We start from the raw sequence: 24,481 nt of genomic DNA on the forward strand, positions 1-24,481 counted from the left end.
AGTAGCCTCGGGGCTTAACGGCAAGAATGATTGGGGCAGCCATGATCGATCCACGTCAGGAAGTAGTCCTCATCCGCAATAAGGAGCGGGGCGGGTTTGACGACAAGACAGCCCAGGTGCTGGCGTACCACGAAGCCGGAAACGTCATCAACGTGACTTTGGGCTCACGGAACGGCGGCAGGAGTTACCGCTATGCAGCGACGAATGTCGTCGTCCTTGGCAATCCGGAGGTCATCGCTATCCATCGTGCGGACGCGGTACAGATTCGGGGCGAGACCATTCAGGGCGTCACGGAGATCCTCCGCTTTCCGGGCGGGCGAGAGTCCTGGTTTCGGGTCTTCTACAGCAGCGAGTCAGGCGACGGGTACACGACATGCCCTGAGACCCAATTGAGGGTGACCAGAAAGCCGGAAGAGGTCCAGGCAGCAGAAGCAGTACTGGACTATTGGCGGGACCTCGCTGCCAACCTGGCGCTGAACGATTTCGTTCGTCGTGAGTATTCGAACTTCAAGGACATCCCTGCTGACAGCGCCTTGCGGTTCTTACTTGAGGGCAGGCCCCCAATGTCCGTAGATCCCGCCGCGCCAGTGCTGGAGCCGTTCTCATCCAATATCAGCCAGCGCGACGCCTTGGACATGGCGCTCGGAAACCGGATCTCCGTTATTGACGGCCCTCCGGGGACAGGCAAGACACAGACGATTGTGAACCTGATAGCCAACCTGGTCAGCGTTCAAGGGAAGACCGTCGGAGTTGCCTCCTTGAACAACGCAGCGGTGGAGAACGTCCGCGACAAACTCATTGATCATGGTCTGGGACATATCGTGGCCGACCTCGGCCGCCAGGAAAAAAGGGATGAGTTCTTCCTTCGCCAAGGCGAACGGAACTCCGACCTGGACGCCTGGCTCCGTGGTCCCGTACCTGAAGAGATCTCCGATGAAGATCTGGAAAGTTCCGCCCGGCAATTGCGGACGCTGCAGGAGACATCCCGGCAGCTGGCACTGTGGCAACAGGAGCTGGATGCTTTCCAGCTTGAACGGGATCACTTCCTGCTCAGCGTGGACCGGGCAGACTTGCCGGAGTTGGAGGGCCTTTCACGTCTGCAAACCTCCGGCCAGGTACTGCGGTTCCTGGCTGAAACGGTCTCTGCACCGCCAGCCCCTGGCAGGCTGGGGAAGTTCATCCGCCGGCTCCGGCTTCGACTTCGATATGGACGTCTTAGCCAACTGGACCTGGGCGACAGCAACACAGTCCTTAGCCTCCATAAGGCCTTCTACGATCTCAAAGTCGCCGAGCTTGAGAAACAGGTGGAGAAGGCTTCCGGGCTGTTGGCTTCTTCGGAGTATGCCCGCGTTCAGACGGAATATTGCAGCTCTTCCAAGCGGCGCTTGGAGGGACTGCTCCGCCGGCGGTACATGGCCATGCCACGGCGGATCTACGCCAAGGAAACCTATAACAAACAGTTCGCAGACTTTACTGCCGACTACCCGGTACTTCTCAGCACGTGCCACTCCCTCCGCCGGAACGTCCCAAGAGGGCAGTTGCTGGACTATCTGATTATCGATGAAGCCTCGCAGGTGGATCTGCTCGTTGCCGGGCTGGCATTGTCATGTGCCAAGAACGTAGTGATCGTCGGCGATCTGAAGCAACTTCAGCACATAGCCACCCCAATCAGGGCCGCCAAAACCCCTCCGGTCCCCCACTTCGATTACAAACGGCACAGCATCCTCTCCGCCGTCATCGCGGCGTACGGGCAATCACTCCCCCGCACCATGCTCCGGGAACACTATCGCTGCGACCCCGCCATCATCGACTTCTGCAACAAGAAGTTTTACGACGGTCAATTGATACCGGTCCCTCCAGCGGGTCCACGACACCACCCGGCCCTGGTAGTCGTACGGACCACGGCCGGCAATCACATGCGGGCCCATAGCTCGGGAGGCCGCACGAATCAACGCGAAGCGGAGGTCATCGCGCAGGAGGTACTCCGCGATTTCTGCCAGGACGTGCGCCGGGAGAACATCGGCGTCATAAGTCCCTACCGCCGGCAGGTGGACAAGATAACGGACGCCCTCCTCGAGCGCATCCAGACGGACGATGCCATGATCAATGACATCCAGGCGGACACGGTCCACAAGTTCCAAGGCCGGGAGAAGGAAGTGGTCATCATGAGCACAGTCGTCGATGAAACCGCAGAGGGTCACCGCGGAATACAGTTCGTCGATGATCCCAACCTCGTCAACGTGGCAGTCTCGCGGGCCACAAAGCGGTTCGTGTTGGTCACTAATTACGACATGGTCCCCGAAAGCCGCCACCTCCGGGACCTCGTCCTGTTCATCCGCTACAGCAATCCGGGTGAAGGAGTGGTCGAGAGCACGGTCGTGTCGGTATTCGATTTGCTCTACAGGGAGTACTCGGCGGTGCTGCAACCCCTCGCGGACAGGCTCAAGAAGGATTCAGCGTTTGCTTCGGAGAACATCATTCACACGGTGTTGAGCGAAATACTCACAGAAGCCCCGTTCACCGACCTTGCGTTGGCACCCCAGGTCCTCTTGAAGAGTTTGCTGCGGGCGACCACGGCGCTCACACCGGAGCACATCAGCTACATCAATAACGGAGCTACTTTCGACTTCGTGATTTACAACCGCATCACGCGGCAGGCAGTCCTGGCAGTAGAGGTCGATGGCTTCGAATTCCACGAGAACAATGCCGTCCAGCGGATGCGTGACGCCCATAAGAATGCCATCTGTTCGGCGCACGGGCTTCCTCTCCTCCGCCTGGCTACTACGGGCAGCAGTGAGGAGGCCCGGATCCGGCAGGCGTTGTCGCACGCCTTGGACAACTAAGCATCCGCTGCCCTGGCTCCGAATCATCAGGAGATACAAAAGGAGCCGTGGCTGACGTCCCGGACGTCAACCACGGCTCCCGTGAGGTAGGGCTACTCGGACTTGAACCGAGGACCTTAGGATTATGAGTCCCGCGCTCTAACCAGCTGAGCTATAGCCCCGTGAAGCCCTTCAATCCGCCATGAAAGACGTTTGGAGGGCAAAGCACTCTAGCAATACTAATAGCTGGAAGGCAGTGCTCCGGTCACACCACCATGTCGTCATAGCTCGCGCCCCGGTACAGGTCCTCGAAAGTCTGCAGGGTGCTGTTGATGCTGTGCGGTTCCACCATCTCGCGGCTGACCTTGCCCATGGCACGCAACTGGTCCTCGGGAAGCTTCACCAGCTCGGTGATCTTCGCGGCGAGTTCGTTGCTGTCATTAGGAGTGAACAGGTAGCCGTTCTCACCGTCGCGGACCAAGTGCGGCAGCGCCATGGCGTTCGCCAGCAACACAGGCGTGGACGCAGACATGGCTTCGAGCGTTACCAGGGACTGGAGCTCGGCGGTTCCGGGCATGCAGAAGACATCGGCCTTGATGTAGGCCTCCCGCAATTCTTCATCACTGGCCAGGCCAAGGAACTTCACGCGATCCTGCAATCCGAGCTTTGCCACTTGCGCTTCCAGTGCCGGGCGGACTTCGCCACCTCCCACGATCTCAAGGTGCACGTTCAATTCGCGCGGGGTCTTGGAGACGGCGTCAATGAGCACGTCCACATGCTTTTCTTCGGCGAGGCGACCGACGAAGAGCACGGTGGGATGCGCAGGCCGCTCAACGGTCTCTCCGGGCTGCAGCTCGTAGGCGGCCGAGTCGATGCCGTTGGACAACGGCAGGACCTTGCGAAGGAAGGCGTGCTGGTGCATCGCCTTCGCCGCAAGGGGCGTTGGCGTGGTGACGACGTCCGCCTTGCCCATCACCTTGCCCATGTCCTTCCACGAGATCCGTCCGACGATGTCCTTGAACCACTGTGGGAAGGGCAGGAACGGGTTCAGGTTTTCAGGCATGAAGTGGTTGGTGGCCACGATCCGCACACCGCGCTTTACAGCCTCATAGAGGACATGCTCGCCGATCATGTAGTGGCTCTGGATGTGGACGACGTCAGGCTGGACCTTGTCGAAAAGAAGGCTGATTTCCTTCTTGATCTCCCACGGGAAGCAGATGCGGAAGTATTCGTGCGTGGGAACGCTGTGCGAACGAAGCCGGTGCACCGTGGCTTCATCCCGGAACTCCGTGAAGCTCTTGCCCTTGTCCTGCCGGCACGCCAGGACGTGCACATTGTGTCCACGCGCCGTCATTCCCTTGGCCAGGCGGTACCCGAACTGGGCTGCTCCGTTGACGTGCGGGGGGTATGTGTCCGCCGCAATCAGGATGGTAAGGGGTTTATTGGTGTCGGGAATGGTCACGTGGAGAACTCCTGATGGTCACGGTGCGGACAGCATGGAAGGTGGCTATGCTGCGGTGTCGCCGGTTTTGCCGGACCGCCGAAGCGGTGGCACAAGGTACTGCTTACCCCCTAGGCCTTCCGGTGAGGTCCCTTGGCTTCTTTCTTGCGCTTGGTAACTTCCGGGTGATGGCGGCTCAGGGCGATTACCCCCACGATAGCAAGGACGGCCGCCGCAGCCATGGCGATTGCCATGACGGTGTGGACATCGGGACGAAGCTCACCCAGGATGATGATGCCGATGGCAATGCCCACCATGGGGTCGATGACGGTCAATCCTGCAATGACCAGGTCCGGCGGTCCGCTCGAGTAGGCGCTCTGCACAAACCAGGAACCGAGTCCGCCCGCCGCGGCGATGGCGATCAGCGTGTACCACTGGACATTGAGCAGGAACAGACCGTTGGGATCCAGCAGGTGCTTGCCGATGATCCGGGTCAGAACGGCGACAAAACCGAACAGGACACCTGCCCCGATAATGTAGATGAAGGCGCTCATCCTGTGCTTGAAAAGCACGGCCAGTGTCCCGAACAAACCGACGGCCAGGGCCAGCAGCAAGACAATGGTCAGCTCGTCCTCGGCGCTCACATGGTGGTTTTCCTGCGTTACCGTCACCGCCAGCAGCACGAACAATGCCGATCCCGTGACGCACGCAGTGATGGCCACTACCGTGGCGCGGTTGATGCTGAGGCCTTGGTCCTTTGCGTTCACCACAGTGGTGATCACCAGCGCAATCGCGCCGATGGGCTGCACCACGGTCAGGGGCGCCGAGACGAGGGCCACCGCGTTCGCTGCCATGCCCAGCGCCAGCAGCAGGAGGCCGAACATCCACCGCGGGTTACGGAGCAGGCGCAGGAACCCGTTGGAGCTGAGGGCGAGGCCGCCGGTATCGGCTTTGACCGCACTGCCCTGCCGCTGGGCACCAATGGCGAGGAAAAATGCGCCAAGCACTGCCAGGAAGACCGCAAGCCAAACCATCAGCCGTGTCCGCCGTCGTCGTCGCTTTGCAGGTCCTTGCCTTTCCGCAGGATGGCCCAGAAATAGTTGTAGGCGGCGATCCAGTGCCCCACCAGGCCAAGGCCAAGGAACGTCCACGCCGCCACGAAGTACACGTCAGTGAAGGGAATCTGGAGTTTGGAAAGCACCAACAACGGAGTGCCCAGCAGCAACAGCGCCGTACGGATCTTGCCGACGACGCTCACGGGGAGGTCCGGGTGGCTGCGGAAGTAGATCAGGGAGGCAGTGGCCAGGATGATGTCCGGAACCACCAGCGCGGCCAGGTACCACCACTGCACGACGCCGGCAATCGCCAGGGTGACGGCCACCGCTATGAGGGCTGCCCGGTCCGCCATCGGATCCAGTATCCGGCCAAGCTTGGAGGTCTGGTCGAAACGCCGGGCGATGTAGCCGTCCACCCAGTCGGTGCTGCCCATGACCACCAGGACCAGCACGGCAAAGCCATACTCCCGCTGGGACAGGACAAGCCAGACGAAGAGCGGGACACCCATGAAGCGCAGGACGGTCAGGATGTTCGGGACGGTGACGATGAGGTCGTGGTCCACTTGGGGACGGTCGGGGCGTGACCCTGCACCGATCAGCCTCATGATGTCCCCCTCCTCTACTTCAGTGTGTGCGTTACTGCCGCAAGCTTTTACTTCTTGAGCAGCTTCCGCAGCGCAACCACGAAGACGGCGGCAGCGGCAGCAAACGCCACGAGGTCCTTCCAGCGGGCGGCAAGGCGTCCGGTGAAGTCCTCGGGAACCGATTCGCCGGCAGCGGCGAACTTGGCGGCCGCAAATTCACGGCCTTCCTGCAGTTTCTGGTTGGCAGTCTCCAGCAGTGCCTGACCCTGCTTCTTGACGTCAAGCTCCTCGCCGAGTTCGTCGCGGACTCCGGTAAGGTGCTCGCGGCGCTTGTCCAGCCGGCGCCGCAGTTCAGCTTCGGTGGGTGCCTTGGCGGCATCGGCGTCCTTCGCGGCCTCCTTGGCCGCTTTCTCAGCCTTCGCTTTTTGCGCTTCAGCTTCCTTTTGGGCCTTGGCCGCCTTGGCTGCGGGGGAATTGGGATCAAGGATGGACTCGTCGAAGGCCGAGCCTTCCTTGGCAATGCCCAGGTCATGCTTGATTCCGCGGATAGTATCCTCCGGAACCAGCGGCATGGCTGCCCTGAACTTGGCGGTGCCTATCAAGGCACCCAGGGCAACAATCAGCAGGAACACCGCAGCAACGATCAGGGCCGCGAGCCATCCGGGCATGATGGTGGCAAGGCCGAGGATGGCTGCCACCACCAGTGCAATGACCAGGAGCATCAGGAAGACGAGGGCAACGCCGAAGAACGCACCCGCCACACCTACCTGTGCGGCTTTGCGTTTGAGTTCGACCTTGGCCAGCGCCAGTTCGTCATTCAGTTGCCTGGGTGCCAAACGGGCAACGAGCTTGAGGGTCTTCGGCAAACTACGGATGGCTGGGCCTTTGCCGGTCCGACTGGTGTGACGTCCGCTCATGGGTTCCGCCTAACTGCTTCCTCTGGGCTTCGTGATGGGTGAAAGCGGCCAAACAGCACGCCGCAGGCACTTGTCCTCAAAACTATCATTCAGGTTCGTGCTGAACTTCAGCCATCGAGCCTGCGGCGCGCCCGCCATGGGCCCATAAATATGATGTTTCACCATAGGATGGATAATCGTGACCCATCACCTCACCCCGGGCGATTCCCTGAGCCGACGCGAAAAGCTTGTCTATATCCTGCTCCTCGGTGCATTGACGGCTTTGGGCCCCTTCACGGTAGACCTCTACTTGCCGGCCTTTCCCGCCCTTGAGGAGAGCTTCGACGTTTCCGCGGCCGCTATCCAGCTGACACTGACCGGCACCACGGTCGGGTTCGGCCTGGGACAACTGGTGGTGGGGCCCTTCAGCGACAAATTCGGGCGCAGGTTGCCGCTGATTCTTGCGACGGCGCTTCACATCGGTTCCTCTTTGGGCGCCGCCCTTTCCACGGACATAGGCGTCCTCTCCCTGTTCCGCGTGCTGATGGGCATCGGCGCGGCCGGCGGCGGCGTGGTGGCAATGGCGATGGTCCGTGACCTCTTCCACGGCTACGCCATGGTCCGGATGTTCTCGCGCATGTCGCTCGTGAACGGTTTGGCTCCCATCCTTGCCCCGATCATCGGGTCCCAATTGCTGCTGGTGCTTCCGTGGCCCGGCATCTTCTACTTCCTTGCCTGCTATGGCACGCTGGTGATCCTGGCGGCCATCTTCTTCATCAAGGAAACCCTTCCTGCCGAGCAGCGCGGAAAGTCCGACGTCACTGTCCGCCAGCGCTACAAGAAGGTACTGACGGACCGTATCTTCGTGGGCATGCTGATGGTGGGAAGCCTGAACTTCGGCGGCCTGTTCGCTTACTTGTCCGCCTCGACGTTCCTCTTCCAGGACATTTACGACTTCTCCGCCCAGGAGTACGGCCTGTTGTTCGGCGTCAATTCACTGGGCATCGTGGCAGGCGTGCAGATCAGTTCACGGCTCATCAAGCGGGTGGCACCGCAGTGGATTGTTGCCGGAGCCACGCTCTTCATGCTGGTGATGGCCGCGCTGATCATCGTCCTGGACCTGATGCAGATAGGACTGTGGGGCATCCTGGTCCCGCTGTGGTTCTACATCTGCGCCACCGGCTTCATGTTCCCGTGCGTCCAGGTCCTGTCCCTGGCCAATCACGGAGCACAGGCCGGCACAGCCGCCTCCATGCTGGGCGCAGCCCAGTTCCTCATGGCCGGAGTCGTGCCCCCGGTGGTCGGTTGGCTCGGCGTCAGTTCGGCAGTGCCCATGGGCGCTGTCCAGGTCTTGTGCATCTCCGGAGCCATTTGTGCGCTGTGGCTGGTGGTCCGTCCCCGTTCGGTCCCGTCCATCCACTGACGCGATTCACCCGTGGTGCGCATAGGCTGGAACCCATGGCGAAAAAACCGCACCGCAACGGCCGTGGCCTGTTCCTCGGAGCCTTGCTTGGCGCCGTCGTCGGAGCCTTGCTGGGCCGCCTCGCCGGCAGCGCGTTGTTTGGCGCCATCCTGGGCGCCGTCATTGGCTCGGCCCTGCTGTACCGCGTGAACCCCGGTCCCTGGAACAGGGAGTAGGAACGTCTCCCCTTCCAAGGGCCCGCAAGGCAGAATAGTGGCCAGCCGGGGTTACCCGCGCCTGCCTGTGGAGGGGACATCACATGAGTACGGCTGTGGAACAAAAGGGCAACTGGCGACGCTTGGCTGCCTTGCGCAAGTTGCCGTTGACGCTGGGACTCATCGCAGTCCTCTGGATTGTGGGTGCAACCACCGGTAGCCTGCTCGCCGGCCCTCCTGAACCGCTTCTTGAACAGGTGGGAATCGGCTTGGCCGTGGAGCCCGGGCCTTGGTGGGCGGTCTTTACGTCAGGGTTCTTTGCTTCCTCCCTCCTGGACTATCTCGCCTGCACCGTGATGATCCTCATCGGGGTGGGCATCGCCGAGCGGACCATGGGCCCTTGGCTTGCCTTGGCGGCCTTTGTGGCGGGTTCAGCCCTGAGCGCGTTGGTGCTGGTGGCACTGGTGGAATACGGCACGGACAACAGCGATCAATGGCTCAGCTTCCTGGGCGGCGAGTATGTGGTGGGTGCTTACGGCGGTGCCGCTGCCGCCCTGGGATGCTCGACGGCGGCGCTTGAGTCCCTGTGGCGCCGGCGGCTGCGGACGTGGCTGGTGGCGGCGACGCTCATGTTTGCGCTCTTCGTGGGCGTGGCCCAGACCTTGCAGGCCCTCAGCGGCGCAGTCATCGGCATCCTGGCGGGCTGGGCCGCCCAATCGTGGATCCTCCGGCGCCAGGCAGGGAACCTCCATTCGTCGAGCCTTCGGGAGACCCGTTTCCTGGTGGGCACCGTGGTGGGCGTGTTCGCTGTGGGACCCCTGCTGACGCAGCTCACCGGCACCCTGGACGTCGGTCCCCTGTCGGTGGTGTCGCAGGTGATGCTGCAGGCCAGTCCGACGGCGGACGAGGTCCGCGAGGCCTGCGACGACGACCAAAGCTGCGTCACCCTGCAAGGCGTGGTGGGTGTCCAAAGCTTTGGTGCCACCATCCTCAGCCTGATACCGGTCCTGCTGCTGCTGGTGTGCGCCGAGGGCCTGCGCCGCGGGCGCCGCCTTGCCTACCGGCTGACCCTCACCATCCAGTTGTACCTGGCAGCTGTCACTACCTTCGCCGTGCTCAAGTACGTCACCGACCCCGACGTGACGCTCGGCAACGACGACGTCGGCTACTTGCTGCTGTACGCCATCCCCGCCATTGTGGCCCCTCTGATCATCGCTTTCCTCCTCCTGGCCAACCGGCATAAGTTCAGGGTCGAATCCAGTGACGCCAGCTATCGCGCGCTCGGCCGGACCACGTTGATCATGGCTGGCGCGGCGGTAGCCCTCTATGCGCTTTTTTGGTTCCTCGAGGGAAATCCGGGACGCTCCACAGGGTGGGACCTTGCGGGGCAGCTGACGCACATCCTCGTACCATTCCCGGTCCCGTTCGTCACCGAACTTCCCCAAGGTCTTCTCAGCACCGTCCTCTACGGCCTTGGCGGGGACGTCATCTGGCTGTGCATCCTGTTCCTGGTGCTGGGCAACTACCAAAAGTTCCGGGCCGTCGCGACCGACCCTGCAGCCGACCTTGGCCACGCCCGCGAGCTGATCCACGACGGCGGCGGGTCGTTGTCCTGGATGGCGCTGTGGGAGAACAACCAATACTGGTTCACGCCGGATCGCAAAGCAGGCGTCGCCTACCAGGTCCACAACGGCGTTGCCCTCACGGTGGCCGGGCCCTTTGGTGCCGCGGAACACCATGCGGACGCCGCCACGGGATTCCTGGCCCACTGCTCGGCCCTGGGCCTCACTCCCTGTTTCTATTCGGCAACGGATGAGCTGGATGGCCCGCTCCTCCCCCGCGGCTTCCGCAAGCTCGAGGTCGCCGAAGAGACCCTCCTGAACATCCAGACGATGACGTTCAAGGGCAAGGAATGGCAGAACGTCCGCACGGCCCTCAATCGCGCGGACAAGCTTTCCATCACGGACCAGTGGCACCATTACCGGATGATGCCGCCGGGCATCCGGGCACAGTTGGCGGAGATCTCCGAGGAGTGGGTGGCGGACAAAGCCCTGCCGGAGATGGGTTTCACGCTGGGCGGCCTTGACGAACTCAAGGACCCCGAGGTCCTGTGCTGCGTGGCTGTGGACGATGACGGCCTGGTCCACGGTGTTACCAGTTGGCTGCCTGTCTTCACTGATGGAGCAGTGACCGGTTGGACACTGGACTTCATGCGGCGGCGCACAACCGGCTTCAAGGGAGTGATGGAATTCCTCATTGCTTCGGCGGTAAACCACTTCAAGGAGGACGTGCCGCAGATCTCGTTGTCCGGCTCCCCGCTCGCCAACACTGACGGCCGGAACACCACAGGCAGCGGCGACGGTACGGACCCGGGCGAGGGCGACCACAGCGCCTTGGACCGGGTGCTTGCCCTCCTGGGGAACGCCTTGGAACCCATGTATGGCTTCAAGTCGCTCGCGGCCTTCAAATCCCGTTTCCAGCCCGAGCACCGGACCCTGTACATGTACTACCAGGATCCCCTGTCCCTTCCGTCGATCGGCCTGGCGGTGGGCTCGGCCTACCTGCCGGGATTGTCCCCTGCCCGGAGCGCCGGACTGCTGCGCCACATGGTGGCCCGGGAACCGGCGCAGTGAATGCCATCCTGAGGACCGACATCACCGGTCCCGTGGTGATGTCCATAGCCATTGCGATCGGCGTCGGCTTCTTTCTCCTGCTGCTCCTTCGTCCGTCGTGGCGGTGGCTCAGGACCGCACTCCTGGCGATCCTGGTGGCCGGCCTGCTGGGCTGGCTGACAGTGTGGCTCGTGGAGGACGTCATGGATGTCTTCCACGTGGGCCTGACCCCATGGGTGTGGTTCTGGTCCATCGCTGCGTTCGCTGCCCTCGGACTGGCGACGGTGAGCTTCAGGAGCAGCTCAGTCCGGCGGAAGGTACTGGCGGCTTTCTCCATCCCTGTCTTCCTCGTGGTCCCGGCACTGGGCATCAACACCGAGTTCGGTCTGAACAACACCTTGGGATCGGCCTTTGGCATCTCAACCGAGGGCCAGATCCAGCTGGAGAAGCCCAATCCGGACTCCGCCATACCAACCGGACCGCTGTGGCAGAACTGGGAGCCCCCGGCGGACATGCCCACGGCGGGCAGGGTGGGCACCCAGGTCATCCCGGCCACGGCCTCGGGCTTCAATGCGCGCCCGGCGGGCATCTACTTGCCACCTGCCGCGCTGACGGAGAACCCGCCACGGCTTCCGCTTTATGTGCTGATGATGGGGCAGCCGGGGCTGCCCGATCCCCAGTACGTATCTGCTGCCCTGGACGATTTCGCGGCGAAGAACAAGGGCTTGGCACCCATCGCGATCGTTGCGGACCAGATCGGACCGGACCAGGACGACACGCTTTGCCTGGACACGGCCAAATACGGCAACGTCGAAAAGTACATCAACGTGGACGTCGTCACGTGGGCCAAGGAAAACCTGAACATCCTCCCGGACCGCAAATACTGGACCATTGCCGGGTACTCGAACGGTGGACAGTGCGCCATTTCCTTCGCGGTAAAGTACCCGCAGATGTGGGGCAACGTGGTTGACATCTCCGGCGAAGAATTCCCCGGCGCCGAAGATCCGTCCGGGAACCTCGCGGAGATCTTCCACGGCGACCAGGCAGCGTACGATGCCCTGAAGCCCATCAACATCATGAAGGGCCGGCAGTTCCCGGACACCACCGCCATCTTCACGGTCGGGTCCGACGACGTCACTTACGTAGCTGCCGCCAAGGCCGTTTCCGCGGCGGCCCGGGAGTCCGGCATGGCGGTGACGTATTACGAGATACCCAACGGGGGCCACGTTGGCATCGCCCTGAACGCAGGATTGACCAAGGGATTCGACGTGCTCTATCCGCGGCTGGGGCTGGCTCCCTGAGCCGCAACAGGCCGTCCGGCAGGCAATCCGGCCCCTGTTGCGGGCCCGTCCCGAACGATAAAGTTGATGTGTGCCTCACTGGCAAGAACTGCAGCCGCTTCCGGCACCGTGGCAGCGCAGGGATGAACGCATCCTGCCGCTGTGGTGGGACAGGCTGTGCTCCGTCACGAGTCCCCAATCGGCGGCGCTCTATGCCGCAGGGCTTTTCACGGATGATCGTCGCCGTCCCATAGCCCAGTGGTACAACCCGGATGCTGATGCCGCCCTCTTGGTGGCCCCCGAGACGTCCCCCGAATGGCCTGTGCAGCGCTTCGGAATTTTCTACGCCCCGCCCGGGGGTGGCTTCACGCGCGTCTACTCGGCTCCGCACGAATGGCATCCTCGGGAACCGCGGACGCCGCCCACCGAGCACGAAGCTTTTGAGGCGGCCGTTGCGGAGGCGGCCCGCTTCCTCCAAGTGGAGATGGACTTCGTATAAAAAAATGAACCCCGCACCAGGAAGATCCGGTGCGGGGTTCTGTACGCTCCTCCGACTGGACTTGAACCAGTAACCCTTCGATTAACAGTCGAATGCTCTGCCAATTGAGCTACGGAGGAATGAAGCGGTAATTAGCTTAACAGGGCTCCGGCGAAAAGCGAAATCGGCCCCGCATACCTCCCGGGGGTATGAAAAAACCCCCGTTCCGGCTGACCGGAACGGGGGTTTTGCGCGCTCCTCCGACTGGACTTGAACCAGTAACCCTTCGATTAACAGTCGAATGCTCTGCCAATTGAGCTACGGAGGAATGAAGCGGTAATTAGCTTAACAGGGGCTGGCCGAAAAGCGAAATCGGCTCTTCCGCGGGCTGCGACGCCTTCGGGGAAGCCTCACGCCTCGGCCCGAAGCGCCCGCCGCTGCATCTCCAACTGCATCAGCTCACGGTTCAGGCGCTGGAATTCTTCCGGGTACGCGGCCGCATCCAAGCGCTGCAGCTGCCCCATCTTGTCCGCCTTGATGCGGGTGATCTGCAATTCGAACAACCGGGCCAGAATGTCCCGGCAATACCTTTGCATCGCTTCGGGGGTGCTCGCCGGCAGCGGGGTGACAGCGAGCTCAGAGACGAGGGGACGCAAGGGGTCCGGCACTTCTTGCCGCACCTTTTCCACCCAGGCCACGGGGTCCGCTGCCTGGGCAACACCGGTTGCCCTGATTCCCGCATGAACAGCGGCATAGGCCGGCGTCGAGAAATGCGATGCTTCGAAGCGTTCCCAGTTTCCCCCGCCCAGGACGGAGGGTTCCTGAAGCACCACCTCGAGCGCCTGCCGCTCCATGCCCGCCACGGGATCGCGCGGGTCCGGACGGTTGAATGCCGGAGCGTTCGACGGCGGTGCTGTCGCCGCCGTCGGCTGCTCCGGCTGGCCGTTGGGGGTGCCACCTGAGGCAGCACGCTTGGCAGCAGCCCCTACGTAGCGGCTGACTTCCTCGATGGGCATGCCAAGCCACCCGGCGAGTTCCCGGGTGTAGGCAGGCCGGATTCCGGTGTCGCGGATTTGTGCCACCACGGGAGCGGCTTCGCGCAGGGCAGCCACCCGGCCCTCCACGGTATCCAGGTTGTGCTTGCGAAGGGTGGCACGGATGGCGAACTCGAACAGGGGCTTGCGGCTGTTGATCAGCTCACGCACAGCAGGATCACCTTTGAGCTGGCGCAGGTCGCAGGGATCGGCGCCCGTGGGTTCCACCGCGACGTACGTCTGGGCGACGAAGCGCTGGTCTTCCTCGAACGCCCGCAGCGCCGCCTTCTGGCCGGCTGCGTCGCCGTCGAAGGTAAACACCACCTCTCCCCCGGTGCCGTCGTCGGAAAGCAGGCGCCGGGCGATCTTGATGTGTTCGGTGCCGAACGCGGTTCCGCACGTGGCCACCGCCGTCGTGATTCCTGCCAGGTGGCAGGCCATGACATCCGTATATCCCTCCACCACCACCAGCTGCCGGTCCTTGGCGATACTGCGTTTGGCGAGGTCGATGCCGTAGAGGACCTGGGACTTCTTGTACAGCGTGGTCTCGGGCGTATTCAGGTACTTGGGGCCTTGGTCGTCCTCGTAGAGCTTCCTGGCACCGAAGCCGATGGTATCCCCCGCGATATCGCGGATAGGCCAGATGAGCCGGCCGCGGAAACGGTCGTAGATGCCCCTGTTGCCTTCGGAAAACATGCCCGTCAGCTTCAGCTCCGCGTCCGTGAAGCCGCGGCCGCGGAGGTGCTTCAGCAGCGCGTCCCAGCCCTGCGGCGCGTATCCCACCCCGAAGTGTTCTGCCGCGGCGCGGTCGAATCCGCGGCCGTCCAGGAAGCTGCGGGCTTCCCCGGCACCGGGAGTCAGGAGTTGGGCACGAAAGAACTCATCGGCAATTTTGTGGGCATCAAGAAGGCGCTGCCGCTTGCCCACTTCTTCGCGGCTGGGGCCCGTTCCGCCGTCCTCGTACCGGAGCTCGTAGCCGATCCGGGCCGCGAGCTTCTCCACGGCCTCATGGAAGGAGCTGTGGTCCATTTTCTGGATGAAGGAGATGGCATCGCCGTCCTCCCCGCAACCAAAGCAGTGGTAGCGGCCTACCTGCGGGCGGACGGTGAAGGACGGGGAACGCTCATCATGGAAGGGACACAAGCCCTTGAAACTGCCCAGTCCGGCCGTCTTGAGGGTGACGTAGCCATCAACGATTTCCTTGATGTCCGTGCGCTGGCGTACTTCGTCGATATCTTCACGTTTGATCAAGCCAGCCACGTGACCATCCTAGTGCTTACCACAGCGAGGGAAGGCTGCCCACAAGGCGTTCGTACATGGCCAACGCCGAGCCGTCCGTCAGCGAGGCAACCTGGTCGATCACCACACGCAGCCTTGCGCCGTCGTCGACGGCGGCCCGCCAGTCAGCAGCGAACATGGGCTCCAGGTGACGGTCGCCGGTGGCATTAAGGACTCCGACCAAGGCGTGCAGGACTTCGCGCTGGCGCTCGTACACGGGTTGCCGGTGGTCAGTGGAGATGACGAACGTCGTTGCCAGTCCCTTGAGGACCGCAATTTCAGTGACGGTCTCCTCGGGCACCATGAGCTCGGCCCCGTACCGCGTGAGGTTGGCCGGGCCGAAGTGCGCCCGGGTGGTCTCCATGGCACTTTGGCAGAACCGGCCGATCAATTGGCTGGTCATGTCCTTCAACGCGGCCATGGATTTGCGGCTGCCATCGGCTTCCCGGACCCACACACGGGTGGCTTCCAGGCGTGCCAGGGCGGCATCGATCTCGGCGGGATCGTTATGCGGCAGGTACCACTGTTGGGTGTAGCCGACGACGCGTGCGCGGTGGTCCGGGTTGTCCATCCATTTGAGCTGGAAGTGTCCGGCCACGATGGCATCCTCCACGTCATGGACAGAGTAGGAAATATCGTCGGCCAGGTCCATCACCTGGGCTTCGATGCACGAACGGTTGCCGGGGGCGCCTTCGCGGAGCCACTCGAACACCGGAAGGTCGTCCTCGTAGGCGCCAAACTTGCTGGTGCGGTGGCCGTGGATGACGGGGGCATCCAACGCTGACCACGGGTACTTGGAGGCGGCATCGAGACTGGCACGGGTGAGGTTGAGCCCGGCAGGACGGCCGTCATCGGTCAGGACTTTGGGCTCCAGCCGCGTGAGCAGGCGCAGGGTTTGCGCGTTCCCCTCGAATCCGCCGATTGCGTGGGCAACCTCGTTCAATGCCGATTCACCGTTGTGGCCGAACGGCGGGTGGCCGAGATCGTGGCTCAGGCAGGCTGTGTCCACGACGTCCGGATCGCACCCCAGCGAACGCCCGAGTTCCCGGCCCACCTGGGCGACTTCCAGGCTATGGGTCAGCCTGGTCCGGACGAAGTCGTCCGTATCCGGGGCAACCACCTGGGTCTTCGCTCCCAGCCTCCGAAGGGCAGAAGAATGCAGGACCCTGGCGCGGTCACGTTCAAAGTCCGAGCGGTAGGTGGTCTTGCTCGGTTCTTCGACCCAACGCGCCGAGTCCGCCTCGGTGTAACCGGGGATCGCCTGGACATAGTTGCCTGCGTTGCCGGTGCGGCCGATTGTCGCTTCGGTTCCCATGGGTCTCTGCCTCCTTCAAGCGCCGGGGTGGGTGCCTCTTGAGCCAGTCTTTCACGCGGAAAGCTACCCGCCTGACACGTCCAGCTCGGCAGCGGCGATGTCGGCACTTTGTTCAGCGTTCAGCTGGCGGCTGTCCAGCCAGTCCTTGGGCAGGGCGGGCCGTTTGGGCGAGCCGGCACGGCCCCGGGGGCCTTCCGAATCGACGCCCGGGTACGGCAGGTCCAGGTCCAGCTGGTCCAGGAGTTCCCGCAAGACCGCCAGGGTGGGAACCGTGGCCAGCTTGGCGCGGAGCTCCCCGCCCACGACGTAGCCCTTAAAGTACCAGGCCATGTGCTTGCGGATCTCCCGCAGGGCCTTGTATTCGTCGTTGCCGAACGTCTCCACCATGAGCTCGGCGTGCCGGTAGACGCCCTCAGCCACTTGGCGCAGGCCGGGACGGTGCCGCTGGTCGCTGCCTTCGAACGCTGCCTGAAGGTCACCGAACAGCCACGGACGCCCTTGGCAGCCGCGTCCCACAACAACGCCGTCGACGCCGGTCTCCCGGACCATGCGGACAGCGTCCTCCGCGGACCAGATGTCGCCATTGCCCAGGACCGGGATGTCCGGGAGGGCCTCGCGCAAGCGCGCGATCGCGGACCAGTCAGCCTGGCCCGAGTAGAACTGCGCCGCAGTGCGGCCATGAAGTGCGACGGCGGCCACCCCGGAATCGCGGGCAATCCGACCGGCCTCGAGGTACGTCAGGTGGTCCTCGTCGATGCCCTTGCGCATCTTGATGGTCAGCGGCAGCCCGCCCTTGGAGGCTTCCTTGACTGCCGTTTGCACGATCGCGGTGAAAAGGTCGATCTTCCACGGCAGCGCGGATCCACCGCCGCGGCGCGTGACCTTGGGCACAGGGCACCCGAAGTTGAGGTCGATGTGGTCCGCACGGTCTTCCTCCACCAGCATCCGGACTGCTGCGCCCACGGTCTTGGGGTCGACGCCGTAGAGCTGAACCGACCGGACTTTTTCGTCCTCATCGTGGGAAATGATGCGCAGCGATTCCGGAGTCCGCTCCACCAGGGCGCGGGAGGTCACCATCTCCGCTACGTAGAGCCCGCCTCCGTATTCACGGCACAGGCGGCGGAAGGCGGAGTTGGTGATTCCGGCCATGGGAGCAAGGATCACCGGGGTGTCCACGGTGATCCCGCCAAGCTGCAATGGCGGAAGTTCAAGCTTTGGAGTGGGGGGCGTTGCTACGACGGTCACTTATCCATTGTTGCAAATCAGAACAAATCCGCCGATCCCGCTGATCCCGATCAGTCGGATCCGGCCTCGCGGCGCTCGGCCTGGCGCCTGGCCCGCCTGCTGCCGGGGCTGGCCGGTGACCCGCCGTCGGCGGCTGTGCCGTCCTGGTGAGTTCCGGCGTCGTGCGTTCCGGCGTAGTGCGTGTCGTCCGGAGTGGAACCGACGACGGCGGCCGCGGCAGCCAGGGAACCGGCGTCGTTGACGTCGTCCGGGCCCACGGCAGACGTGCCGGCCAACCGCCGCATGCCGGTCGCCTTGACGACAAGCACTGCGATGAAAGTGGTGACCGGAATCGCGAGGACCAGGCCGATGGAGCCGACGAGCGTGCGGATGACTTCCTCGGAGAGTTCGGCGCTGGTGAGTGCCTCGGCGAGGGGGCGGTCGTACAGCATGACGATGATGAGGATGGGAAGTGCGGCACCGGCGTAGGCGAACGCGATGGTGTAAACGGTGGACGCGATGTGGTCCCGGCCGATCCTCATGGCGGAGGTGAAGAGTTTCCGTGCCGTCGTGTCCGGGGCGAGTTCGTAGAGCTCCCACACCGCCGAGGACTGGGTGATGGTCACGTCGTTAAGCACTCCAAGCCCGGAGATGATGAGGCCGCAAAGGATGATGCCGGAAATGGAGATGTTCCCGGACATGTTCACGAGCGTCGCGGCGTCATGGTTGCCTACGCCCGCGAGATTAGCGGCGTCGGTGGCCCACGCCGCCAGGAGCGCAGTGATTCCCAGCCCGAAAATAGTGCCCAGCAAGGCGGTGGATGTCCGGGCGGAGAAGCCGTGGGCGAAGTAGAGCACCCCGATCATGATCACCGTGGAACCCACCAACGCCAAGAGGAGCGGCGGTTTGCCCTCCACCAGTCCCGGAAGGATGAAGCTGACCAGGACGGCGTACGCGCCCACCAGGCCCAGCAGGGCCCGGAAGCCGCGCCACCGGGCGACGGCGATCACCACGACGGCGTAGAGGACGGCCAACAGGGTGATCGGGACGTCGCGGACAAAGTCCACAAAGACGAACGATGGCGAACCATTGCTTGCCGCCGCGCCCTGGACGCCGGAGAGATTCAGGTAGCGGATGGAGTCGCCCACGTCCACGCCGTGGGACTTGGCGACATCCGGGTTGATGACCACCTTGACGGGTTCCCCGCCCTTGTCCGGCCCGGTGAAAGCAAAAGTGCATTCCGAGCCGCCGGACTGGCCCCCCGTTTCACCGGTGGCCTGCCCGGTCTGGGTGCAGCTCTCCTGCACCACCCTTTGGATCTTGCCGGTGTCGAACGTGACCCCCGGGGCTGCCTGGTAGGGACTCGCGAACGAGATCCCTTCCCGGCTGCCCGAGGGCCACATCAACACCATGGCCACGAGCGTCAACACTCCCAACGGAACCAGCACGGCCGCGAGGAGCCAGTTGGCCCGTTTGCGGGAGGCGACCGCTTCAGCGGTTGGAGCGGCAGTACCGGAGTGCGGGTGTCCGTGGCCCATCAGGAATACAACCTCGAGTTCAGTCGCTGACGATCAGTGTGTCCGCGCCGCGTACATGCGCTTTGCCGGATTCAAGCAACGGTTCCAGGACGGCGCCGAGGGCAGTCATGGATTCGTCCACTTCCAGCAGCACCGGGTGCTGGTACGCAATGAGGGCCAGCAGGTCCCGGACGGCTGATTCGGCGTCTTCCGCGGACAGCTCGGGATCGTGGCCGAGGAACACGTCCGAGGGCTCTTCCGAGTTCCCCTGGGCATAGCTGATGGCAAACGCCTGGAGCTTGCCCTTCTTCGAAGCGGGCACACCGGCTCCAAAGGCGCTGGCCTTCGGCGCACGGAGCACAATCGCACCGTGAGCCCCTGTCAGGTCATGCAGGAACAGGCGCTGGACGGTGGCGATGCTGAGCTCTCCCGGGCTGTCCCAGTGGTGCACGGCAGAGTAGTACCGTCCTACGACGTCGCTCAGTTCCACCGAACCGGTGGCCAGGTCTTCCACGCGCTCGGACGCGGCTTCTTCCGAGCCGTCACCGAACCGTGGCAACTTCAGCGGCTCGGGATCCACCACCACAAGCCTGGAGCGCTGGATGGGGGCAAGCCCGGCCGCCTGCGCAAAGGCAGCACCCGGCGTTCCCGGCTCCACTTTACTGCGGAGCTTGGAAACGCCCGACGGCGAGTTCGCGGCTTCGCGGCGCAGCATGGCCAGGATCATGGCGCCTATGCCCGAGTGACGGTGGTCCTTGGCAACCTCGATGTAGGCCCACAGCCGTTCAGGATGCAAGGAAGCCTCATGGACCACGCCTGCTGCCACCGGAATGCCGACTCCGTCCACGACGTCCTCAGCCACGATGCACCGGCGCCACGGCTGGTTGCTTGACGGCGCCAGGGCAGCACGGAACTGCTCCGCGGGCAGGGTCTCAGGGTCTCCCCAGATCTCCAGGAGGGCGAGGTCGTCGCCCTCCTTCCATTCGCGGTACTCGATGGCCACTGCTAGGCGCCGATCAGGCGGGCTGCCAGGTAGGACTCCACCTTGTCCAGGGAGACGCGTTCCTGGCTCATGGTGTCGCGCTCACGGATGGTCACGGCCTGGTCTTCGAGGGTGTCGAAGTCAACGGTGATGCAGAACGGAGTGCCGATCTCATCCTGGCGGCGGTAGCGGCGGCCGATGGCGCCGGCGTCGTCGAAGTCAATGTTCCAGTTCTTCCGCAGCTGGGCGCCCAGGGCCTTGGCCTTCGGGGACAGGTCCTCGTTGCGGCTCAGCGGCAGGACAGCGGCCTTGACCGGCGCAAGGCGGGGGTCAAGCTTCAGGACCGTGCGGACATCGACGCCGCCCTTGGCGTTGGGTGCCTCGTCCTCGGTGTAGGCATCGATGAGGAACGCCATGAAGGAACGGGTCAGGCCTGCCGCGGGCTCAATCACGTACGGCGTGTAGCGTTCGTTGGTGGCCTGGTTGAAGTAGCTCAAGTCGGTGCCGGAGGCCTTGGCGTGGGTGGAGAGGTCAAAGTCGGTGCGGTTGGCGATGCCTTCCAGCTCGCCCCACTCGGAGCCCTGGAAACCGAAACGGTATTCGATGTCCGTTGTGCCCTTGGAGTAGTGGCTCAGCTTCTCCTGCGGGTGCTCAAAGAACCGGAGGTTTTCTTCGCGGATACCCAGGCCCGTGTACCAGGCCATGCGCTCCTTCATCCAGTACTGGTGCCATTCTTCATCCGTGCCGGGCTCGACGAAGAATTCCATCTCCATCTGCTCGAACTCGCGGGTACGGAAGATGAAGTTGCCGGGGGTGATCTCGTTGCGGAAGGACTTGCCGATCTGTCCGATGCCGAACGGCGGCTTCTTCCGGGACGTGGTGAGCACGTTGTTGAAGTTCACGAAGATACCCTGCGCCGTCTCCGGGCGCAGGTAGTGCAGGCCTTCCTCGCTGGCCACCGGGCCAAGGAAGGTCTTCAGCAGGCCGGAGAACTCCTGGGGTTCGGTCCACTGCCCGCGGGTTCCGCAGTTGGCGCAGGCGATGTCCGCCAAGCCGTTTTCCGCGGGGCGGCCCTTCTTTTCCTCGTACTCTTCTTCGAGGTGGTCGGCCCGGTAGCGCTTGTGGCAGGAGAGGCACTCCACCAGGGGATCGGAGAAGACCTCCACGTGGCCGGATGCTTCCCATACCTGGCGGGGCAGGATCACCGAGGAATCCAGGCCCACCACGTCTTCACGGCCGCGGACAACGCTCTGCCACCACTGGCGCTTGATGTTTTCCTTCAGCTCTGCACCGAGGGGACCGTAGTCCCACGCAGAGCGGGAGCCACCATAGATCTCACCGGCCTGGAACACGAAGCCCCTCCGCTTGGAGAGGGAAATGACCTGGTCGAGGACGGATTTTGCTGCCATGGGGTACTCCATATTTCTACAGGGCCGCTGGGTGCGGTCCGCGGTTGCTTGGGACAATGCCTGTTCTAGCCTACCGGCCTTTGGCGCTTGGCCTTCCGGGGAAGGATCCCCTGGGCCAGGGAAGGCTGGCCACGACGATCGCCGCCAGCGTCAGGAGCGTGCCCAGCACCGTGGGCAAGGCGACCACCGTGCCCGCAGTGGGGATCACGACGTCGAGCACCAAGGACCCCACCAGTTGCCCGGCGATCATGCCAAGCCCGGTGACCAGGACGCCAAGGCTCCGCACCAGCAGGGCCGCCAGGCCGATGGCGATGCAGCCCAACGGTCCGCCGGCGAAGTACCACCACTCGGAGGGAAGGGGGTTCCCGGCCCCGGCTACCGCGAGCTTGATCAGCAAGGCCACCCAGAGGACTGCGGAGCCGGCCAGGAAATTGACGAGCGTGGCCGCGATGGGGGTGCCGTAGTGGACGGTGGCGGTCCCGTTCATGGCCTGTTGAAAGCTCATGAGGAAACCCGCCACCAAAGGCAGGATGACCGGCAGCACCAAAGCGCCGACGTCGGCCGTTCCACCAAAGCGCGGGGACACGGCCCAGGCGACCGCGGCCACGGTGAGGACGCTTCCCAGGACCCGTACGCCCGTGATGGACCGCTTGCCGCCGGGAGCGATGCCCATGCGGTCCACCAGCAGGCCACTGAGGGTCTGTCCGGTAACGGTGGCAACGGTGAACAGCGCGACGCCCAGCAAGCCGACCGTGAAGGATTGCGCAAAAACGAAAAGGGCGCCGACGGCCCCGGCCATGACGTAGTACGGCGGGAAGCTGCGGTTGCGGACGGCCGGGAGAATACTCTGCAGCCCCGACCTGCCTCTGGGCGTAGCGAGCGAGATAGCCGCGATCACCACCAGGCCTGTGGTAAAGCTCACCACGGAAGCGGTAATGCCATCCTCGAGCTTGACGGCGAGCGCCCCGTTAATGCGGCCTTGGAGCGGCAGGACCAGGCCTGTCACCAGGGCAAGCGGCAGCCCGAGGGCAAGCGGAAACGCGGGACGGTGGGAAGGATTCGGCACTGTCACCACACTACTTCAGGCATTATTGCTCTATGAGCAATCCCGAAATCGAAGAGATTCCCATCCGCGACGACATGATCCGCCTGGGGCAACTGTTGAAGCTTGCCAACCTGGTGGAGGACGGAGTCGAGGCGACGGAGCTCATCAAGAACGGACTGGTCAAAGTCAACAACGACATCGAAGAACGCCGTGGCCGCCAGCTCCATCCCGGCGACACCGTCACAGTGAACGGCCAGACGGTCAGGATCGCCGGACGTTCCTAGCCGAGTACTTTGTGGGTGAGGAATTCGCCCACATGGCCGATTTCCTGCTGGTTGATGCCGTGCCACATTCCCGTGTAAAGCACCTTGGTGAGGTCCACATGCTTGCGGACCCAGCCCATGGTGTATTCGATCTTGTCCGGAGTGATCACCGGATCCTGCTGGTCGCGTCCCCAGAACATCGGCACCGAGCCGTCCAGTTCGTCGTCGCGGAAGTCCGCGTCAGCTCCGGCGTCGATCACGAAGCCTGAAAGCCCGACGACGGCAGCGAAGTCGGCGGGCCGGTACCGGAGCATGGTGGTTGCCATGGCCATGCCCATGGAGAACCCCAGCAACGTCACGGACGAGTGGTTCGCCTTGACAGTGTCCAACCATTCGAGGGCGTACTCTGCCGCCAGCTTCACGGCGTCCAGGGAGTAGTCGATCGAGGCGGTCAGCGGGAACCACGTGAACCCGGGGCCCATGGGCATGGGAGCCCGCAGGGAGGCCACGACGAAGTCGGCGGGCAGCAGGCCGGCGAGGCTGAAGAGATCGTCCTCGTTGGAGCCGTATCCATGAAGCAGGACCAGAAGGGGCTTGCCGGCCCGTTCGGCTTCGTCATGGGACCACAGGACAACGGGTGAGGGAAAAGCTCCGGCTTCAGTCATGGGTCCATTCTTGCAGTTACCCGCGGGTAACAACTTACGGTCGCGTAGGTTCGCATGTACGGGGCAGGATATGAATCGTGAGTGAGAGCAATTCATTGGTGACGCACGGAGGAACTGTCCAAAAGCATCCCTGGAGCCGGTACGTGGCGCTGGGAGATTCGTTTACCGAAGGCATTGGAGATCCTGAACCCGGGAGCCCGGGCGGGTTCCGCGGCTGGGCCGATCGCGTGGCGGAGGAACTCGGGCGAGGGCATGATGATTTTGCCTACGCCAACCTTGCCATCCGCGGGCGTTTGCTGCAGCAGATCCTGGACGAGCAGGTGGGCCCGTGCCTGGCACTCCAACCGGACCTGGTCTCCATCTCGGCCGGCGGCAACGATCTCATCCGCCCCGGCGGCGACCCCGACGTCCTGGCCAACAAGCTCGATGCCGCCGTGCAGGAACTCAGTTCCGGCGGCGCCACCGTGGTGCTGTTCAACGGCCCTGATACTGCGGCGTCGGTGCTGAGCCGGATCCGCGGCAAGGTGGCCATCTACAACGAGAACCTGCGAACCGTCGCCGCCCGGCACGACGCAGTGGTCGCCGACATGTGGTCCCTGCGGCAACTCGCTGATCCGCAGATGTGGGACGTGGACCGGCTGCATTTCTCGCCGCTGGGCCACCACACCATCGCTACCATGGTGCTGGAGGCACTGAACGTGCCACACACCCTGGAACCGATGGCACCCAAACCCCTCCCGCCGCGCACGTGGCGCGAAGCCAGGTCCTCGGACCTCGTGTGGGCCCGCGAGTACTTCGTCCCGTGGGTCATCCGCAGGTTGCGGCACCAATCTTCCGGGGATGGCATCACGCCTAAGCGCCCGACGCCGGGTCCCGTCTTCGGTCCGGATGTCACCGGATTGCCGCGCGGCTAGCGTGAACCTCCCGTGAACGCGGTGACTGCTGCATGGGTCCGATGATTGGT

20 protein-coding genes and 3 tRNA genes are annotated in these 24,481 nt (G+C 63.6%); 8 read left to right on the top strand and 15 right to left on the bottom strand.

What is annotated here, in order from left to right; translation table 11 throughout:
- Window positions 1-41 precede the first annotated feature (41 nt).
- Window positions 42-2,843, top strand: coding sequence for an AAA domain-containing protein (locus tag HMI59_RS14305; protein ID WP_193591665.1), 2,802 nt, complete (start codon window positions 42-44; stop codon window positions 2,841-2,843).
- A gap of 87 nt (window positions 2,844-2,930) precedes the next feature.
- On the opposite strand, the gene HMI59_RS14310 is transcribed toward HMI59_RS14305, so the two are convergent.
- The 5 genes from HMI59_RS14310 to HMI59_RS14330 form a co-directional block, all read right to left on the bottom strand.
- Window positions 2,931-3,004, bottom strand: a tRNA-Ile gene (locus HMI59_RS14310).
- 83 nt (window positions 3,005-3,087) lie between these two features.
- Window positions 3,088-4,284: a glycosyltransferase gene (locus tag HMI59_RS14315; RefSeq protein WP_021472570.1), complete on the bottom strand. Its 1,197-nt coding sequence runs from the start codon at window positions 4,282-4,284 to the stop codon at window positions 3,088-3,090.
- A 110-nt stretch (window positions 4,285-4,394) separates the two neighbouring features.
- Window positions 4,395-5,297: a DMT family transporter gene (locus HMI59_RS14320; protein ID WP_193591666.1), complete on the bottom strand. Its 903-nt coding sequence runs from the start codon at window positions 5,295-5,297 to the stop codon at window positions 4,395-4,397.
- On the bottom strand, window positions 5,297-5,923 hold the full coding sequence (locus HMI59_RS14325) for a CDP-alcohol phosphatidyltransferase family protein (protein ID WP_166183904.1): 627 nt from the start codon (window positions 5,921-5,923) through the stop codon (window positions 5,297-5,299). The genes HMI59_RS14320 and HMI59_RS14325 overlap by 1 nt, the downstream gene beginning before the upstream one ends.
- Window positions 5,924-5,970: 47 nt before the next feature.
- Entirely contained in the window at window positions 5,971-6,819 is an 849-nt protein-coding gene (locus HMI59_RS14330; protein ID WP_193591667.1) for a phage holin family protein, read from the bottom strand.
- 172 nt (window positions 6,820-6,991) lie between these two features.
- Here HMI59_RS14330 and HMI59_RS14335 point away from each other — a divergent pair, with 172 nt between their 5' ends.
- The 5 genes from HMI59_RS14335 (at window position 6,992) to HMI59_RS14355 (ending at window position 12,806) form a co-directional block, all read left to right on the top strand.
- Window positions 6,992-8,221, top strand: a complete 1,230-nt coding sequence (locus HMI59_RS14335) for a multidrug effflux MFS transporter (RefSeq protein ID WP_193593769.1) — start codon at window positions 6,992-6,994, stop codon at window positions 8,219-8,221.
- A 35-nt stretch (window positions 8,222-8,256) separates the two neighbouring features.
- On the top strand, window positions 8,257-8,436 hold the full coding sequence (locus HMI59_RS14340) for a glycine zipper domain-containing protein (RefSeq protein WP_021472565.1): 180 nt from the start codon (window positions 8,257-8,259) through the stop codon (window positions 8,434-8,436).
- A gap of 83 nt (window positions 8,437-8,519) precedes the next feature.
- The gene (locus HMI59_RS14345; RefSeq protein WP_193591668.1) at window positions 8,520-11,048 is read left to right on the top strand and encodes a DUF2156 domain-containing protein; all 2,529 of its coding nucleotides are present in this window, start codon (window positions 8,520-8,522) and stop codon (window positions 11,046-11,048) included.
- The gene (locus HMI59_RS14350) at window positions 11,045-12,328 is read left to right on the top strand and encodes an esterase family protein (RefSeq protein WP_193591669.1); all 1,284 of its coding nucleotides are present in this window, start codon (window positions 11,045-11,047) and stop codon (window positions 12,326-12,328) included. The genes HMI59_RS14345 and HMI59_RS14350 overlap by 4 nt, the downstream gene beginning before the upstream one ends.
- Before the next feature lie 70 nt (window positions 12,329-12,398).
- Window positions 12,399-12,806: a hypothetical protein gene (locus HMI59_RS14355; RefSeq protein ID WP_021472562.1), complete on the top strand. Its 408-nt coding sequence runs from the start codon at window positions 12,399-12,401 to the stop codon at window positions 12,804-12,806.
- Window positions 12,807-12,852: 46 nt separating this feature from the next.
- On the opposite strand, the gene HMI59_RS14360 is transcribed toward HMI59_RS14355, so the two are convergent.
- The 9 genes from HMI59_RS14360 to HMI59_RS14400 all read right to left on the bottom strand — a co-directional run bounded on the left by HMI59_RS14360 (window position 12,853) and on the right by HMI59_RS14400 (window position 22,619).
- Window positions 12,853-12,925: transfer RNA gene (locus tag HMI59_RS14360), tRNA-Asn, on the bottom strand.
- Between the two features lie 115 nt (window positions 12,926-13,040).
- Window positions 13,041-13,113: transfer RNA gene (locus tag HMI59_RS14365), tRNA-Asn, on the bottom strand.
- Window positions 13,114-13,195: 82 nt separating this feature from the next.
- On the bottom strand, window positions 13,196-15,079 hold the full coding sequence (dnaG, locus tag HMI59_RS14370; RefSeq protein WP_193591670.1) for a DNA primase: 1,884 nt from the start codon (window positions 15,077-15,079) through the stop codon (window positions 13,196-13,198).
- 16 nt (window positions 15,080-15,095) lie between these two features.
- Window positions 15,096-16,412 carry a deoxyguanosinetriphosphate triphosphohydrolase gene (locus HMI59_RS14375; protein WP_193591671.1) on the bottom strand — a complete coding sequence of 439 codons (1,317 nt, stop codon included), beginning with the start codon at window positions 16,410-16,412 and terminating at the stop codon, window positions 15,096-15,098.
- A gap of 63 nt (window positions 16,413-16,475) precedes the next feature.
- On the bottom strand, window positions 16,476-17,657 hold the full coding sequence (dusB, locus tag HMI59_RS14380; RefSeq protein WP_021472559.1) for a tRNA dihydrouridine synthase DusB: 1,182 nt from the start codon (window positions 17,655-17,657) through the stop codon (window positions 16,476-16,478).
- A 50-nt stretch (window positions 17,658-17,707) separates the two neighbouring features.
- Window positions 17,708-19,174: a YibE/F family protein gene (locus HMI59_RS14385; protein ID WP_193591672.1), complete on the bottom strand. Its 1,467-nt coding sequence runs from the start codon at window positions 19,172-19,174 to the stop codon at window positions 17,708-17,710.
- 19 nt (window positions 19,175-19,193) lie between these two features.
- On the bottom strand, window positions 19,194-20,156 hold the full coding sequence (locus HMI59_RS14390; protein ID WP_193591673.1) for a GNAT family N-acetyltransferase: 963 nt from the start codon (window positions 20,154-20,156) through the stop codon (window positions 19,194-19,196).
- 2 nt (window positions 20,157-20,158) lie between these two features.
- Complete coding sequence (locus HMI59_RS14395; protein ID WP_021472556.1) at window positions 20,159-21,544, bottom strand: glycine--tRNA ligase; 1,386 nt, start codon at window positions 21,542-21,544, stop codon at window positions 20,159-20,161.
- A 70-nt stretch (window positions 21,545-21,614) separates the two neighbouring features.
- The gene (locus HMI59_RS14400; protein WP_193591674.1) at window positions 21,615-22,619 is read right to left on the bottom strand and encodes a DMT family transporter; all 1,005 of its coding nucleotides are present in this window, start codon (window positions 22,617-22,619) and stop codon (window positions 21,615-21,617) included.
- 23 nt (window positions 22,620-22,642) lie between these two features.
- On the opposite strand from HMI59_RS14400, the gene HMI59_RS14405 reads away from it, so the two are divergent.
- Complete coding sequence (locus HMI59_RS14405; protein ID WP_021472554.1) at window positions 22,643-22,873, top strand: RNA-binding S4 domain-containing protein; 231 nt, start codon at window positions 22,643-22,645, stop codon at window positions 22,871-22,873.
- On the opposite strand, the gene HMI59_RS14410 is transcribed toward HMI59_RS14405, so the two are convergent.
- Window positions 22,870-23,517 (bottom strand): alpha/beta hydrolase, encoded by a 648-nt coding sequence (locus tag HMI59_RS14410; RefSeq protein WP_193591675.1) that lies wholly within the window; start codon window positions 23,515-23,517, stop codon window positions 22,870-22,872. The genes HMI59_RS14405 and HMI59_RS14410 overlap by 4 nt on opposite strands.
- A gap of 77 nt (window positions 23,518-23,594) precedes the next feature.
- Between HMI59_RS14410 and HMI59_RS14415 the strand changes: the two genes are divergently transcribed.
- Window positions 23,595-24,431: an SGNH/GDSL hydrolase family protein gene (locus HMI59_RS14415; RefSeq protein ID WP_193591676.1), complete on the top strand. Its 837-nt coding sequence runs from the start codon at window positions 23,595-23,597 to the stop codon at window positions 24,429-24,431.
- Window positions 24,432-24,481: the final 50 nt, after the last annotated feature.

This window comes from Paenarthrobacter sp. YJN-5 (assembly GCF_015040095.1).
Taxonomy (GTDB): domain Bacteria; phylum Actinomycetota; class Actinomycetes; order Actinomycetales; family Micrococcaceae; genus Arthrobacter; species Arthrobacter ureafaciens.

Excerpts from the sequence above, each read along its gene's own strand:
- HMI59_RS14410 (WP_193591675.1), bottom strand. The coding sequence starts at position 23,517 with ATGACTGAAGCCGGAGCTTTTCCCTCACCCGTTGTCCTGTGGTCCCAT.
- HMI59_RS14330 (WP_193591667.1), bottom strand. The coding sequence starts at position 6,819 with ATGAGCGGACGTCACACCAGTCGGACCGGCAAAGGCCCAGCCATCCGT.
- HMI59_RS14345 (WP_193591668.1), top strand. The coding sequence starts at position 8,520 with ATGAGTACGGCTGTGGAACAAAAGGGCAACTGGCGACGCTTGGCTGCC.
- HMI59_RS14405 (WP_021472554.1), top strand. The coding sequence starts at position 22,643 with ATGAGCAATCCCGAAATCGAAGAGATTCCCATCCGCGACGACATGATC.
- HMI59_RS14325 (WP_166183904.1), bottom strand. The coding sequence starts at position 5,923 with ATGAGGCTGATCGGTGCAGGGTCACGCCCCGACCGTCCCCAAGTGGAC.
- HMI59_RS14395 (WP_021472556.1), bottom strand. The coding sequence starts at position 21,544 with ATGGCAGCAAAATCCGTCCTCGACCAGGTCATTTCCCTCTCCAAGCGG.
- HMI59_RS14305 (WP_193591665.1), top strand. The coding sequence starts at position 42 with ATGATCGATCCACGTCAGGAAGTAGTCCTCATCCGCAATAAGGAGCGG.
- HMI59_RS14320 (WP_193591666.1), bottom strand. The coding sequence starts at position 5,297 with ATGGTTTGGCTTGCGGTCTTCCTGGCAGTGCTTGGCGCATTTTTCCTC.
- HMI59_RS14375 (WP_193591671.1), bottom strand. The coding sequence starts at position 16,412 with ATGGGAACCGAAGCGACAATCGGCCGCACCGGCAACGCAGGCAACTAT.
- HMI59_RS14385 (WP_193591672.1), bottom strand. The coding sequence starts at position 19,174 with ATGGGCCACGGACACCCGCACTCCGGTACTGCCGCTCCAACCGCTGAA.
- HMI59_RS14340 (WP_021472565.1), top strand. The coding sequence starts at position 8,257 with ATGGCGAAAAAACCGCACCGCAACGGCCGTGGCCTGTTCCTCGGAGCC.